Below are 13,474 nucleotides of genomic sequence, written 5' to 3'. Positions count from 1 at the left end.
CCCGCACCGCGAGGTGATCTTCATCAACGTCGTCGGATGCGGCACCCGGGTGCCCAGCGGGATCCGGCAGAACCGCTGCCACGAAATCGAGTCGCCCACCTCCCGGCACAGCGACTCATAGCCCAGCCGGTAACGGAACTTCAAGAACATCAACCGCAAGTAGGTCTCCATCGGAATCGACGGACGACCGATCCTGGCGTCGAAGAACGGCGCGAACGGAGCAAAGAACACCGGATCGTCCAACAGACCGTCCACCCGCGCCAACTCACCCGGCAACACCAGCAACTCAGCCGGCAGAATCGAATCCCACAACGTCGGCTGATCGTTTACAGTTCTGAGCACGATGGCCTCGATCCCTTCTAGCCCAAGGGTTCGAGGCCATCCTCTCCACCAACAGCACCCATCTCAGGCACCGCCACGCGGCGACTTTTTCAGGTCGAAGTAGCTAGACGAGCTTCTCGAAGAAGAACTCGTGCTTGAGGAAGGACACGTCGTACTCGTGACCCGGGTACGGCGGGTTCAGCTGGGACGCCTGGAAGAGGCGCCAGCCGTCCTTGAGCGCGTCCAGCCCGGTCTCGTACGGCGGTTCGTCGCTGTCACCCGTCGTGGGGTGCGTCTCGCCCGTGCCGTCGTACGTCGACCAGCCGACCACGCGCGCGTCCAGCGCGGAGGAGGCCAGGTAGAGCACCAGCACCTGCTGACGAAGGCCGGTCTGCAGCGGGTTCTCGGCGGTGGCGGTCATACCATCTCCCTCTTCGTCTTGGCGTGCGGGTTGTTGACACGATCGGCGACGACCCGCTGCGGGCGGTTCGAGACCCGGGTGACCCAGTAGTTCGGGTCGTAGGTGTCGTCACCGGTGATGGCCTGCCACAGCTTGATCCGGTTGTACTTCTCCAACCGGCCGGTGGCGTTCTCGTACCAGGGGAAGTTCTGCTCGAGCTCGGCCGCGACCTGCTCGTCGTACAGGTCGTCGGTGTTCCAGAGCCGCACCTGGCGGACGGTCGGGTTGAACCGGATCTTGAACATGTAGCGGTCGAGGTCGCTGTCGTTCTTGCGGCCGCCGTGCCAGATGCCGTGGTGCAGGAACTGGACGGTGCCGGCCGGGCAGACCAGACGGGTCTGACCGCGCAGGTTCTGGTAGCGGCCGGTGTCGGACTCGTTGGTCCGGCGCAGGTGACTGCCGGGAACGCTGAGCGTGCCGCCCATCTCGAGCGTCACGTCCTGCGGGTAGTACATGAGCTGTACGTCGAAGGCGTCCGTCCGGACGTCGATGATCGCGTCACCGTGCAGGTTCTGCGCCTCGCCCTCGTGGGCCTTGCGGATGTGGACCGCATGATGGTCGACGGTCGGCTCCGGGCCGACCAGGCTGTGGATCGCGCCGGCCACCTCGGGCAGCTGCACCAGCCGCTCGACGAACTCGCTGTCCACGAACGCCTCCGACAGCGGAGTGCCGTACGGAACGCCCGGAATTCCGGCTTTCAGGACCTCGATCGCCTGCTGGTTCATGTCGTCCGGTACGACGGCGTCCATCCGGAGCGCGCCGGTGGCCACGAAATGTGCCATCTGTACCGAGGTGAGCAGGTGCTTGCGGTGCGGATGGGGCATGGAGACTCCCATGGTGGGTAGTGGTTGCTACTCCACCAGGCTAGGCAAGAAGCTCGTGCTCTCGCGTGGGTTGTGTTCACCACTGCTGGTAATTTCTCACCATGATCGAGTTGCATCTCGCGCAACCGCCGGAGGTGGTGAACGCCGGCGCGGGCATCCACGGCGTCCGCGGCCTGCGGGACAGGTTCCGGTTGCCGGACCTCTGGCAGCTGCACCTCTTCAACTACTCGGCCGAGCTGACGCTGCTCGGTACGACGTATTCCGTGGCACCCGGCTACGTCTCGCTGACGCCGGCCGGGACCCAGGTGCAGTTCGACTACCGCGGACGTTCCGAGCACCTGTACGCGCATTTCCGCCCGGTCGTCGCGGGCGATCCGTCGTACGTTCCCGTCGTACAGGATGCCGGTGCTGCCGCACCGCTGCTGTCCGCTCTGCTGCGGTCCGCGATCGAGTCGTCTCCGTCCGGTTCGGCCCGCACCGCCGCGGATGTCTGGAGCGCGCTCTGGCGGATCGCGGAGCTCACGCCCGTTACCACCGAAACCCGTCATCCCGCCGTCGCCACCGCGATCGCACACATCGAAGCCAACCTCGCCCAGCCGCTCACCGTCCCCGGCCTGGCCCGCGTGGCCGGCGTCTCCCACAACCACCTGACCCGCCTCTTCCAGTCCGACACCGACTCCACCGTCATCGCGTACATCCGCCGCCGCCGCATGACCCGAGCCCGCCATCTTCTCGTCTCCTCCACCCTGTCCATCCCCGCCATCGCCGCCTCCGTGGGCATCCCCGACCTTCAAGCCTTCAACAAGACCTGCCACCGAGAACTGGGCGCCTCCCCGCGCGCGGTCCGCGCGGCCTGAATACTGGAGGCCTTCGCCGAGAGTGAGGACATCGGATGTCGCGATTGACGGAGCCGAGGAACTGGACGGTTTTCACGTTCTTGCCGGGCAGCCTGGACCTGCGCCGGGCGTGTGAGCTGGTGCGGTCCATCGAGCTCGGGTTTCGGCCGAGCGAGGTGACGATCAGCGCCTGGGGGTCCGGCGGGATCACCGTGCCGTACGACGGTGCGGTGTGGGACACGATCTTGTCGACGCCTGAGGCCTACGGGTTCCGGTTGGAGACCGACGGGTCGGATCCCAGTCTGGACTGCACCCTGTCCTCGACCGACTGCCAACTCATGGTCTCCCGCGCGCCGAGCGCAGACAGTTTCATAGCCGCGCTGCTGAACGTTCCCGGTCTGCTGGCCGGTGCCTCAGGTGACGCCTCGGACGCGCACTGGCAAGGGGAGACCAATCCCAACCACTACCGAATGTGGTTCGACGGCCCGTGGGAGCACCTGCCACGCGTCATCGACGAGTGGGGCGACGAGATCATCGACGTCTCGGGGAACCCGGGCCGGATCACCGAGGTGCCTGGTCTGCGGCTGTGGCCGGCGCAGGATCTCTGGTTCGGGCCCGCGGCGGCGCTGGCCATCGACTACGAAGCAATTCCCGGCCTCCCGGTCGGCCGAGTCACTGACCTGGGCAACGGCCGGTACCACGTCCGGCTCTGGGAGGACGGCACTCCGCTGACAGGAATCCGCAAGGCGCAGCAGGCTTTGCGCGACCACCTCGGCTACCAGGCAGCCGAGGACCGCGCCGACGAGATCCGCGCGACGCTGACCGAGGGACAGCCCGACGACCCGATGTTCGTGGCCCAGCGCGGAAACTTTCCGCACGGCGGCACGGAACGTTTCCTGCAGTATTTCTCGGCGGCCAAGCACCCCACCACCCGCTCGCGCGCGGCCTGGCTGAACATCAGGGAGTTCGACGACGAGAACCGCCTGGTCCACGACGAGTACGTCGACCTGACGACGAACCCGCATCCGGACCTGTCGTAATGCGCTGGCCGGGGGCGCGGCCGCAGGACTAGCGTTCCGGCCATGTATGAGCTGATCCCGGCCGCCGAGGCGCCCGAACTGGATGCGGAAGCGGGGGAACGCTTCCGTGAGGAGTGGCCGGAGTTCATCTTCCACGACGCGGGTGTGACGCCGTACCGGGAGCGGCGGGTGGAGTACTTCCCCGACTGGGAGTTCTACCTCGTCGCCGAGGACAGGCGGCCGATCGCGGGCTGCTGGGGTGTACCGATCGCGTGGGACGGCACCGTGGCCGATCTTCCCGGCGGGTTCACCGATTCGCTGGCGCGGGCGGTGAACTCGTACGAGGAAAACGTCGTACCGAACACGTTCGTGCTGATGGCGGCCGCCGTACGCTCCGACGAACAGGGCCAGGGCCATGCCGGCCGTGTCATCACCGCCGTCCGCGACCACGCGGTCGCCCGCGGCCTAGGTCAGGTGATCGCCCCGGTCCGCCCGACCCTCAAGTCGCGCTACCCGCTGACGCCGATCGAGACCTTCATGACCTGGACCCGTCCCGACGGGTTGCCTCTCGACCCGTGGCTGCGCACCCACGTCCGCCTGGGCGCCACCCTCCTCGCGCCCGCCCCCGCCTCCCAAACCATGACCGGCACCGTCGAGGACTGGGAGGAGTGGACCAACATGCCCTTCCCCTCCACCGGCACCTACACCATCCCCGACGGCCTGACCACCTTGCAGATCGACCGCGAAGCCAACACCGGCACCTACATCGAACCCAACATCTGGCTCCGCCACGCCTGAACGCCCCGGCCCTCCAGGCCATCACAGTTGCCCGCCATCGGCAGAGCACAGCGTGCGAATCCCCGCCGATCCTCGATTGTGATGGCCTGGCGATCCGCCCCACGACCAAGATGAGCTGGATTGGTCGACGGCTTCACCTGGACTGAACTGCCAGGGCCGCGAGGCCCTCGGCCAGGATGCCCCTGACCACTTGGAGGGCGTAAGGCTCGTCCGGGCCGGTGATGGCCTGGTGGGACCAGCCGATGACGTCTTCGAAGGCCCTTACATGGCGGTAATAGTGGATGGCGTCCTCGTCGACGGTGTGCGGCCCGTAACCGGCGAGGAACGCGTTCAGTTGGGCAGGCGTGGTGGGGCCGACGTTGCCCATGCCGCCGAGCATGAACATCAGGTCCTGCTCACGAGGTGCGTAGATGACGTCGTCCCAGTCGATCAGGTGCAGCCCGTCGTCGACCAGGACGTTGCCGAGATGTGGGTCGCCGTGGCAGACGACCCGTGGGCCGTGCGGCGCGGGCGGCCGGTTGGTGAGCAGGTCCGTGATGACGTCGTCGTACTGCTTCCACACCGCCGCCAACTCCGCCTCGACCTCGCCCTCGGGCGTCTCGAGCCGCGTACGGACCTCCTCCGCGAGCGCCGGCGTACGGGCATCGATGTGACTGTGCTTGGGCAACGCGTCCCGCAGCCGGGGCGGAAGCTCCGCGTCGTGCACGCGCCTGAGAAGTACGCCGTACTCCGACCACTGCTCGTCCGTCAGCCCGGTCTGCGCCGCCCGCGGCCCGTCGATCCACGGCGTGATCGTCAACCGCTTCTTCGCGTGCACACTCCACAGGCCGCCCTCGGACGTCCGGATCAGCTCCGGTACGCCGGGCAGCCCGCTGTCGGCGAGGTACGCCGCGACCTGATGACCCGTGTTGGTACCCGCGCCGCTCCACTTCACGGCGTACGCGTTGGTCGCCGTCGTCGCCCGCCACACCTGAGCGGCGATGTCCGCGCCGTACATGACCGGTGTGAGTTCCACCACCTCGAGCCCGAAGTCCGCCAGCAACCACTTCCGCATCAACGTCTCACCCACACCCGCCAGCATGCCCGCCAACCACCCCACCCGCGAACCGATTACCTCAACCGGCGCCCGTACGGGAGGGCAGGGTGGTGTCAGCCGCCGTACCGGACGCCGTCGGCCTGTGGACCGACCAGGCCGGCGACATCCAGCTGCACTTCCTGCTCCACGATCTCAGCGGTAGTTGACGAACTGCACCGCGAAGTCGAGGTCCTGGCCCTTGATCAGCGCCTGAACCGCCTGCAGGTCGTCGCGGCTCTTGCTGGACACACGCAGCTCCTCACCCTGGATCTGGGCCTTGACACCCTTCGGGCCCTCGTCGCGGATCAGCTTCGACAGCTTCTTCGCGTTCTCCTGGGTGATGCCGGCGTCGATCGTGGCGTTGATCTTGTAGATCTTCCCGGACAGCTTCGGCTCGTCCGCCTGCAGACCCTTCAGCGAGATCTGCCGCTTGACCAGCTTGTCCTTGAACACGTCGAGAACGGCGTTCACCCGCTCCTCGGTGCTCGCCTGCAGATCGATCGACTCACCGGACCACTTGATCTGGGCATCCACGTTCTTGAAGTCGAACCGCTGGCTGATCTCCTTCGCCGCCTGGTTCACGGCGTTGTCCACCTCCTGACGGTCCACCTTGTTCACGATGTCGAAGGAGGACTCCGAAGCCATGGGCACTTCCTTTCCGATTTGCTGTCAGGGCCACTACCTGTTGTATCGTCTCCCACGCCGGTTCACGAACCGGCAGCACCCTGGCGGGTTGCCCGAGCGGCCAAAGGGAGCAGACTGTAAATCTGTCGGCGTATGCCTACGCAGGTTCGAACCCTGCACCCGCCACGAACGCGATAGGCGAGGTGTGTCGCGCAATTCTTGCGCTGACCGCCTCGCCTTCGTCGTGTTGTGCGGCTGCGCTCCGCTTGCCGCCAGCGGGGGCTCCGCCACCCGCACCCCCTTCCGCCTTCGCTCCGCTCGGCTCCCGTGGCTGGGTTGGCCGGGGAGCTCGGCTCCTGTGGCTGGATTGGCCGGGAGGCTCGGCTGCGGTGGCTGGCCTGGGCGGGAGGCTTGGGCGCGTGGCTCGCGGGGTTGGGCTCGGTGTGTAGGAGAGGTGCGGCCTTCGTAACACACTGTGCTTGGGGAGCGGTTGTGTCTGTGAGGGGGAGTTATGGGGAGGACGCGTTCGCTGAGGGGTATCAGAGGGTGGTCGAGTGGCCGCTGACGGGGGTCTCCGTCTTGTTTTTGGCGGCGTACTCCTGGGTTCTTGAGCCTGGGATGGCGGGGTCGCTGCGGCGAGCCTGCTCTGTGGCGACGGTTGTGATCTGGGCCGTGTTTGCCGGCGACTTTCTGCTGCGGTTGGGGCTTGCTCGGCGGCGGATGCGGTTTCTTCGGGAGCATGTGGTTGATCTGCTGGTGCTGGCGTTGCCGCTCCTTCGGCCGTTGCGGGCGTTGCGGGTCGTAACTGCGTTGGGCCGGCTGAACCGGCGGGCCGCGAGCTCGTTGCGTGGTCGCGCGATGGTTTATGTGGTTGGTGGCGTCGGCCTCCTCGGGTTCACTGCGGCGGTTGCGGTCCTGGACGCGGAGCGGTCTGAGCCGTCGGCGAGCATCAAGAACTTCGGTGATGCCACGTGGTGGGCTGTGACGACCATCACCACGGTCGGGTATGGGGATCGGTATCCGATCACGGGTGCGGGTCGCGTTGCGGGTGTCGGGCTGATGCTTGGCGGGATCGCGCTGCTTGGGGTGGTGACTGCTGCGCTGGCTTCTTGGTTCGTCGAGCATGTCTCACGGCAAGAACGTGAGGAGGCGGATCTGAGAGTGCAGGTATCCGCTCTCGTCGAGGAGGTGCGGGCGTTGCGCGTTGAATTGCGCCGTACGCCGAGTGACTTGGCGCAGCACGAGCCGGGTCCGGGGGTTGGCCCGACCGCTTGATTGCCTGCATGTCCTTCACCAACGGGCCGGACCAGGGATCTGTCAGTATCGGCGGGTGGCTGGATTGCGGGGTTTGTGGGATGAGGTGGTCCCTGGGGCGGGGGCGCTTGCGGATGAGTTAGTGGGGCGGTACTCGGAGAAGCGGCGGGTTGCATATCGGGAGCGGTATCTCGCCGATGTGCTGACTGCGCTGGAGTCGCTGGAGCAGTTGTGTACGGACCCGGTCGCGGTGCGGTTGGCGGCGTGGTTCCATCGGGCGGAGCATGCCAAGACGAATACCGCGCAGCAGGATGCTGAGGCGTCGGCGCAGTTGGCGGAGGAGTTGCTGCCGACGTACGGCGTGACTGCTGTGCGGACTGCTGAGGTTGCCCGACTGGTCCGGCTCACCGGCGGCGATCCCGCCCAAGGTGACGGTGCCAACGCGGACGTGCTGCTTGATGCGGTCGACGCCGTACTCGCGGATTCGCAGTACTCGGCGTATGCGTCCGAAGTACGCCGTGACACCCGCTTCGACGCGAAAGCACGCCGGGAACAGGTCCAGACCATGCTCGCGTCCGAGCGGATCTACCGGACGCAGCTCGCTCACGAGCGGTACGACGAAGCGGCCCGGGCCAATCTCACGGCCGAGCTTGAGCTGCTGGACCAGCTGACTCCGCCCGTATGGCGCGGTTGGCAGCGGACCGGGCTGTCGGTGCTGGCTGTGCTGACCGCGTTGGTGGCCTTCGTGGCAGGTGCCGCCGCGATCGGGCAGCCGTGGCGGATCCCCGCGTTCAAGAGCGACCCGAAGTGGCAAGCGATCGTCATGGCGGTGCTTGCGGCGGCAGCGGTCGCCGGCCTCTGGTGGGCGGTACGTCGTGCCGACCGCAAGGCTCGCATCCTCACCGCCGTACCCGCGGCGATCGGGCTCGTCTGCCTCGCTGTCGTCCTGCTCAAGGTCCCGCCGACCACCGGAGCTTCAGGGGTCGGACAACGTGTTCCGCTCCTGGTGACTCTGTCGGTCCTACTGATCCTGGCCAGCGCGGCAGCCTTCGCCGCGACCAGGTTCCCGCCCGGCGGCACCAGGAATCGCGGCCAGATGCTCGCCGCGCTCGCGGCGGTCGTGGCAGTGGTCCTTGTGACCCTCTACGTCATCGACCCGCTCCAGCGCGCCTACATGTTCAGCGCGAACGAGCGCGTCGAAGGCAACCATCCTCCGGCGAACCTCGACGCGGCATCTGTCGTGTACGGCCGCGACCGGATGTGGACCAACACCGGCCGGCTCGACTTCGGTGAGACCGTCGCGACCGCGCACGGCATCGCGGTCGCACGGGGACGCGGCACCGTGGAGATGCTCGACCCCGCGACCGGCAAGTCCCGCTGGCGCTACATCCGCGCGAACACGAACGACAATCCCGACCTGTTCGTCCTGGACGGCGGTCGGAAACTGCTCGTCCGGTACGACGACTTCGGGTACCTCGTCCTCGACGCCGACACCGGAAAACGTACGGCGGGCTGGCACGAACGCACCCGCGACTACGACATCCACGACAACGACCCGCTCATCACCGGAAAGTCGGTCAGCAGAGGTTCCGACAAGCTGTACGGGACGAACCTCGACGGCTCCAACCGCTGGACGTACGAACCCGGTCGCTGCACCAGCATCAGCGCCGAGGCTGCTGCCGACACGGTCGTCGTCCGCCTGGGGCACAGCTGTGGCAAGCTCCCCGACCAGCTCGTCGGCCTGGACCCGAAGCGCGGCGGAAAACGCTGGATGCGCGACGGCTCGCTCAGCGACCTGACGACGGTCGGCGGGCTGGTGGTCGGCCTCGAGGGCGGCGTCGAGCATCCGAAGCAGCTGACCGCCCTCGATCCGCGTTCCGGGGAAGTGCGCTGGCATTCCGAGATTCCGCAGGACTGGACCTGCCCGGTCGAGATAGCGCCGGCCGGCAACCGCGTCGTACTGCTCAGCTGCCTGGGCGCCGCCGAGCGCACCACGAAGACCGTCGTGCGGTTCGTCGACGCGGCGAACGGTCAGGTCGTCGCAACTGCGCAGCCGAGCATTCCGTGGGGCATCCGGTACGCCGTGACGCCCTCGGGACGGGTGTTCCTGATCGGTAACGAAAACGCTTGCCGAATCGCGAAGGTGGTCGCGGGCGCAGCCGTCGACTACGTCCCGCTGGACCCGGAGGTCAACTGCCGAGCCGGTGTCGTTGCCGCCGGCGAGCTGATCCTGGTCAGCGGCGGGGACAGCCTGATCGCGCTGAGGTAGTGGGGAATAGGGTCAGCTCGGGCGGGAGTTGAAGGTTGAGTCCGAGTGTCTGAGCGAGGAGAACGATGAAACCCACCGAGTTCGTGAAGGTGAACAGCCAGTTCTGGGGGGAGCACCTGAAGGAGGCCGCCGGGCATCTGCCGGTGAGTCACCGGACCGAGCTGCCCGGGCCGATGCTGTTCCCGCGGATGATGGTGCTGACCGAGACGCCGGACTGGAACATCCTCGAGCTCGTCGGGCTCAGCCGTGAGTACCGGACGCTCGAAGTCCGGCGGCAGAAGGCCGCCGGCGTCGAGGAGTACTTCGGAATCGGCGACGGTCGCACTGTGGTTGCGAACCTCAAAGGACAGAACTGGTTCAAGGACGCGACCATCACGACCGACGCCGGCAAGAGCGCCCTCGAAAAACGTTTTCCGAGCACCGGCAACATGCTCGGAAACGAGGTCGTCGGTCCGGCGGACGAGCTGCTGCGGTTCGCGCCCGGTAACTACTCGACCTTCGACCGCGCCCTGCTCGTGCACACCGCGGGCGACTCGCTCCGCGCGCACTGGGTGTTCTTCGCGCTCGCGATCCACCGCTCCGAGCCGGCCGACAAGTACCTCGATTTCCTGCGGAACTACTCCAACGCCAGCCCGCACCTCGACCCGATCGGCACGGTCAGCCTGCCGATCGATCCGACCGTGCTGAAGGCGGACGCGTTCGAGAGCACCTACCTCGCGCACGGTCTGCAGGATTCGACCGTCGACGACTTCCTCGACAAGCACGAGAGCATCCTGCTGTCGGCGTTCGACGCGACCAAGCTGGTCCGCCAGCCGGCGCTCGGTGAGCTGCAGCCCGACTTCATCCTCGAGCGCGCGGACGGCAGCCACGTCGTCGGCCGGCTCGAGCTCCCGGTCGTCGACACGGTCAACGGAAAGAAGCGCCGCCGCGTTTTCCGTACGCCGGTGCAGGACAGCGCGGCCGAGCTTGCGCAGTACGCGGAGTACCTCGGCAACGCGGAGAACCGTTCCCAGGTGAAGTCGAAGTACGACGTCGACGTCAGCGAGCTGCGCCAACTGGTGATCGTCCCCTCCCAGGGAACCGTGACTCCCGCGGCCGGCGTCGAGGTCGTCGACTACGACACGATCCTGCGCATCCACCTGGCCGCCACGGCCTGACCTCGCGCCACGCGGAGTGCGTACGGCGACCCGCCGAACGCACTCCGCAGTTCACCGTCCGGAGGAGCCGAGCATGGAGTACTTCGTCTACGGGCGTGACAAGCCGGATGGATTCGAGATCAAGGTCGCGCTGAAGGAAGAACACTGGGCGTTCATGGACGAGTACGCCGACGGCCTGATCGCCCGCGGCCCGACGCTGACCGACGACCGTGAGCGGACCACGGGCAGCCTGCACATCGTCGAGCTGCCGGACGACGAGGCGGCCGGCAAGTTCGCGTACGACGAGCCGTACTACCGCGCCGGCGCCTTCGAGACCGTGGAAATCCAGCGTTTTCACAACCACAACCCGGGCCGCACGATGTGGGACTTCGCGACTGCCGTCGAGGGCTACAACCGCTACCTCGTCCGCACCAAGGACGCCGCGCGCCCGCTCACGTCGGACCACCTGATCATGTACGGCGACCTCCTGAGCAACAACAGCCACGTAGGACGGGCCGCCTTGCTGGAAGCGCCGGACCCAGAGGCCGCCGCAAACCTCATCCAGGCCGACAGTGCCGAAGTACACCCGTGGGAGTTCGGCGGCAGACGCTAGCGCGACTTCACTCCGCGCCGCGATCGAGCAGCCGATCCGCCACTGTCTGCGCAACGCGCAAACCGTCGGCCGACTCATCGCCGAGCCCGCACGCGGAATGGCTCAACCCGTCGAACTCCAGATAGCTGAAGCCGATGCCTTCCAGCGCCGGCCGGAGTTTCCGGAGCCGCCGGATCGCCGGGTCAGCGGTACCCATGTACGCCACCTTGGTCCCCGCGTAGCACCTGAGCTCGTGGTGCCAGTCGTACGAGCGGTAGCTCCGCCAGAACTCCAGCGCAGCCTTGGGCAGCCGCGGCTCCCGCTCCATCCGGCGCATCGTGGCGTCATTCGGAAAACCGATGGGCGCTACGCCGCCCATCACCAGTGCGGCGGCCCGTTCCGTCGACCGGGCGACGATCGCCGACATACAGGCCGGCTGTGAGAATCCCCAGACGGCGAACCGGTCGATGCGTTCGTGATCGAGGACGGCGAGCACCTGCCGGCCGATGCTGCCGAAATCGTATTCCGCCGGCCGGTCGCCGGCGCCGAACCCGACGGGATGGATCTGCAGAACCCGAAATCGCTGCGAGAGCAGGGATGTGACCGGGTAGTCCAGCGGGCGGCGGTTGTTCTTCATCAGTACGAGCGCCGGCCCGGAACCGCTTGCCCGGTAGGCGATGCGGGCGCCGGCCACAGCGACGTACTGATAGCTCATCGGGTCAGGATCGACTGCAGTGCTGTGGTGATCGTCGCGCGCGTGGCGCGGGGGAGGTCGGCAGTCATCGCGTTGATGCGGTTGACCACCGCGTCGTGGGCCTCGTGCGCCAGGGCCAGGCCGTCGGGGGTCAGCTCGATCTGGCTGGCGCGGCGGTCGGTGGGGTTGGGGGTGCGGGCGACCAAGGTACGGCGTTCCAGGCGGTCGACCATGCTGGTGAGGCTCGAGCGCTCGATGCTCAGGATGCGGCTGAGCTCGGTCATGCCGAGGGGACCGCTGAGGAGCACACACAGGAGATGTGCCTGCTGCGGGGTCAGTCCGAGCGGGCGGCTGGTCTCGGCGTGGAGGTCTTGCAACCGGTGCATCGTCTGCACCAGCGCGCTCGCGAGATCGGTGTCCCGGGCAGCCGTCGTCGTCGCCATGTCCCCCATGATAGTCCGTTGGCCTAATAGTTTGCAGTGCGAACATTTCGTGCTACAACTAGTTAGAACAACGAACTATCTGAGGAGTCGATATGAACGTGCGGTTCGGATATGGATCGCCGGACGGGGTGCGGGAAGCGGCCGGGATCGTGCGGCTCGCGCGGCAGGCCGATCGGGACGGGCTCGATCACGTCAGCCTCGCCGATCACCCGTACGTCCCGGACATGCTCGACGGGTACGCCGCGATCGCGTTCGTCCTGGGGCGAACGGAGCGACTGTCGGCGTTCGTCAACGTGACCAACCTGCCGCTGCGGCCCGCACCGGTCCTCGCCCGTACGGCGACTTCGTTGTCCGCACTGTCCGACGGCCGCTTCGTCCTCGGCCTCGGCGCCGGCGGAGCGTGGGACCGCATCACGATGATGGGAGTGCCGGAACTGCGTCCGGCCGAGGCGGTCGAGGCGTTCGAGGAGGCGATGCAGCTCGTCCACTCGATGTCCGACGGCGGTACGCCGGCGCCGACGAAGCACTACCCGATCGGTGCCCTCCGCCCCGCCGCCGTACCCGCGCCGCTGATCTGGACCGGGTCGAACGGCCCCAAGTCGCTCGCCGCGACCGGCCGGAACGCCGACGGCTGGATCCCCGGTCACGCCGCCGACTGGCTCAGCGACCGCTTCCGCTGGTCCCGCCCGGTCATCGACGAGGCGGCGCTCTCGGTCGGCCGGAAACCGTCGGACGTCGCGACGATCTACAACTTTCCCGGTGCGATCACCGCGACCCCGCTGCGCCGTACCCGCGACGAGGAAGGCCGCTGGGTCGGCGGCTCGGCAAAGCAATGGGTCGAGGAACTCACCGACGCGATCCTCAACCACGACGCCGCCGGTTTCACGCTCTTCCCACGCGGCTCCGACCCGTTCGAGGTCCAACTCTCCCGCTGGTCCCAGGAGGTCGTGCCCGCCGTCCGAGCGGCGATCAGTTGAGGCGGACGTGCGTCACTCGCCAAACGCGTCCCTGGTGGGTCGGCTGAGCGCGCAGCTGACCCGCGGCGGCGGCTTGGTGAGTGGCTCAGGTCCGCTCGACGGCGACCTCACCCGGCTGACACGTGCGTTGCCCGATCACGCGGCGTCGCGCC

General features: G+C 67.4%; 15 protein-coding genes and 1 tRNA gene. 9 read left to right on the top strand and 7 right to left on the bottom strand.

Annotation, left to right across the window (positions count from 1 at the left end; genetic code table 11):
- The 3 genes from EV651_RS34885 to EV651_RS34875 form a co-directional block, all read right to left on the bottom strand.
- Positions 1-342: transposase (locus EV651_RS34885; protein ID WP_238157385.1), on the bottom strand; the 342-nt coding region annotated here is incomplete at its 3' end.
- A 103-nt stretch (positions 343-445) separates the two neighbouring features.
- A complete protein-coding gene (locus EV651_RS34880) occupies positions 446-742 on the bottom strand; it encodes a hypothetical protein (protein WP_133789514.1) in 297 nt (98 codons plus the stop codon).
- A complete protein-coding gene (locus EV651_RS34875) occupies positions 739-1,605 on the bottom strand; it encodes a phytanoyl-CoA dioxygenase family protein (protein WP_133789513.1) in 867 nt (288 codons plus the stop codon). The genes EV651_RS34880 and EV651_RS34875 overlap by 4 nt, the downstream gene beginning before the upstream one ends.
- Positions 1,606-1,706: 101 nt before the next feature.
- Between EV651_RS34875 and EV651_RS43145 the strand changes: the two genes are divergently transcribed.
- From EV651_RS43145 to EV651_RS34860, 3 genes are read left to right on the top strand one after another with little or no spacing between them, the layout of a single operon-like run.
- Complete coding sequence (locus EV651_RS43145; protein WP_133789512.1) at positions 1,707-2,462, top strand: helix-turn-helix domain-containing protein; 756 nt, start codon at positions 1,707-1,709, stop codon at positions 2,460-2,462.
- 35 nt (positions 2,463-2,497) lie between these two features.
- Positions 2,498-3,481: a hypothetical protein gene (locus tag EV651_RS34865; protein ID WP_133789511.1), complete on the top strand. Its 984-nt coding sequence runs from the start codon at positions 2,498-2,500 to the stop codon at positions 3,479-3,481.
- 42 nt (positions 3,482-3,523) lie between these two features.
- Entirely contained in the window at positions 3,524-4,258 is a 735-nt protein-coding gene (locus EV651_RS34860; protein WP_133789510.1) for a hypothetical protein, read from the top strand.
- A 133-nt stretch (positions 4,259-4,391) separates the two neighbouring features.
- On the opposite strand, the gene EV651_RS34855 is transcribed toward EV651_RS34860, so the two are convergent.
- Both EV651_RS34855 and EV651_RS34850 read right to left on the bottom strand, forming a co-directional pair.
- Positions 4,392-5,327: a phosphotransferase enzyme family protein gene (locus EV651_RS34855; protein WP_166658885.1), complete on the bottom strand. Its 936-nt coding sequence runs from the start codon at positions 5,325-5,327 to the stop codon at positions 4,392-4,394.
- Positions 5,328-5,486: 159 nt separating this feature from the next.
- Positions 5,487-5,978: a YajQ family cyclic di-GMP-binding protein gene (locus tag EV651_RS34850; protein ID WP_133789508.1), complete on the bottom strand. Its 492-nt coding sequence runs from the start codon at positions 5,976-5,978 to the stop codon at positions 5,487-5,489.
- An 82-nt stretch (positions 5,979-6,060) separates the two neighbouring features.
- Between EV651_RS34850 and EV651_RS34845 the strand changes: the two genes are divergently transcribed.
- The 5 genes from EV651_RS34845 to EV651_RS34825 all read left to right on the top strand — a co-directional run bounded on the left by EV651_RS34845 (position 6,061) and on the right by EV651_RS34825 (position 11,229).
- Positions 6,061-6,143 (top strand) — tRNA-Tyr (locus EV651_RS34845).
- A gap of 462 nt (positions 6,144-6,605) precedes the next feature.
- Positions 6,606-7,232 (top strand): potassium channel family protein, encoded by a 627-nt coding sequence (locus EV651_RS34840; protein ID WP_238157383.1) that lies wholly within the window; start codon positions 6,606-6,608, stop codon positions 7,230-7,232.
- A gap of 121 nt (positions 7,233-7,353) precedes the next feature.
- Positions 7,354-9,480 (top strand): PQQ-binding-like beta-propeller repeat protein, encoded by a 2,127-nt coding sequence (locus tag EV651_RS34835; protein WP_133789506.1) that lies wholly within the window; start codon positions 7,354-7,356, stop codon positions 9,478-9,480.
- Positions 9,481-9,545: 65 nt separating this feature from the next.
- Positions 9,546-10,637: a hypothetical protein gene (locus EV651_RS34830; RefSeq protein ID WP_133789505.1), complete on the top strand. Its 1,092-nt coding sequence runs from the start codon at positions 9,546-9,548 to the stop codon at positions 10,635-10,637.
- 73 nt (positions 10,638-10,710) lie between these two features.
- Entirely contained in the window at positions 10,711-11,229 is a 519-nt protein-coding gene (locus EV651_RS34825; RefSeq protein ID WP_133789504.1) for a YciI family protein, read from the top strand.
- Positions 11,230-11,236: 7 nt separating this feature from the next.
- Here EV651_RS34825 and EV651_RS34820 read toward each other — a convergent pair whose 3' ends face one another.
- Together EV651_RS34820 and EV651_RS34815 are read right to left on the bottom strand one after the other, a co-directional pair.
- Positions 11,237-11,923 (bottom strand): alpha/beta fold hydrolase, encoded by a 687-nt coding sequence (locus EV651_RS34820; protein ID WP_133789503.1) that lies wholly within the window; start codon positions 11,921-11,923, stop codon positions 11,237-11,239.
- Positions 11,920-12,345, bottom strand: coding sequence for a MarR family winged helix-turn-helix transcriptional regulator (locus EV651_RS34815; protein ID WP_133789502.1), 426 nt, complete (start codon positions 12,343-12,345; stop codon positions 11,920-11,922). Before EV651_RS34815 ends, EV651_RS34820 begins: the two co-directional genes overlap by 4 nt.
- A gap of 92 nt (positions 12,346-12,437) precedes the next feature.
- Here EV651_RS34815 and EV651_RS34810 point away from each other — a divergent pair, with 92 nt between their 5' ends.
- A complete protein-coding gene (locus EV651_RS34810) occupies positions 12,438-13,322 on the top strand; it encodes an LLM class flavin-dependent oxidoreductase (RefSeq protein WP_133789501.1) in 885 nt (294 codons plus the stop codon).
- Positions 13,323-13,474: the final 152 nt, after the last annotated feature.

Origin of the sequence: Kribbella sp. VKM Ac-2571 (assembly GCF_004362255.1) — a bacterium.
Classification (GTDB): domain Bacteria; phylum Actinomycetota; class Actinomycetes; order Propionibacteriales; family Kribbellaceae; genus Kribbella; species Kribbella pratensis.
Note: the sequence above shows the minus strand (reverse complement) of the source record. Positions and strands in the feature narration are given on the sequence as shown.

What these genes read in the sequence shown, in the direction of transcription:
- EV651_RS34880 (WP_133789514.1), bottom strand. Translation starts at nt 742, where the DNA reads ATGACCGCCACCGCCGAGAACCCGCTGCAGACCGGCCTTCGTCAGCAG.
- EV651_RS34875 (WP_133789513.1), bottom strand. Translation starts at nt 1,605, where the DNA reads ATGCCCCATCCGCACCGCAAGCACCTGCTCACCTCGGTACAGATGGCA.
- EV651_RS43145 (WP_133789512.1), top strand. Translation starts at nt 1,707, where the DNA reads ATGATCGAGTTGCATCTCGCGCAACCGCCGGAGGTGGTGAACGCCGGC.
- EV651_RS34865 (WP_133789511.1), top strand. Translation starts at nt 2,498, where the DNA reads ATGTCGCGATTGACGGAGCCGAGGAACTGGACGGTTTTCACGTTCTTG.
- EV651_RS34860 (WP_133789510.1), top strand. Translation starts at nt 3,524, where the DNA reads ATGTATGAGCTGATCCCGGCCGCCGAGGCGCCCGAACTGGATGCGGAA.
- EV651_RS34850 (WP_133789508.1), bottom strand. Translation starts at nt 5,978, where the DNA reads ATGGCTTCGGAGTCCTCCTTCGACATCGTGAACAAGGTGGACCGTCAG.
- EV651_RS34830 (WP_133789505.1), top strand. Translation starts at nt 9,546, where the DNA reads ATGAAACCCACCGAGTTCGTGAAGGTGAACAGCCAGTTCTGGGGGGAG.
- EV651_RS34825 (WP_133789504.1), top strand. Translation starts at nt 10,711, where the DNA reads ATGGAGTACTTCGTCTACGGGCGTGACAAGCCGGATGGATTCGAGATC.
- EV651_RS34820 (WP_133789503.1), bottom strand. Translation starts at nt 11,923, where the DNA reads ATGAGCTATCAGTACGTCGCTGTGGCCGGCGCCCGCATCGCCTACCGG.
- EV651_RS34815 (WP_133789502.1), bottom strand. Translation starts at nt 12,345, where the DNA reads ATGGCGACGACGACGGCTGCCCGGGACACCGATCTCGCGAGCGCGCTG.
- EV651_RS34810 (WP_133789501.1), top strand. Translation starts at nt 12,438, where the DNA reads ATGAACGTGCGGTTCGGATATGGATCGCCGGACGGGGTGCGGGAAGCG.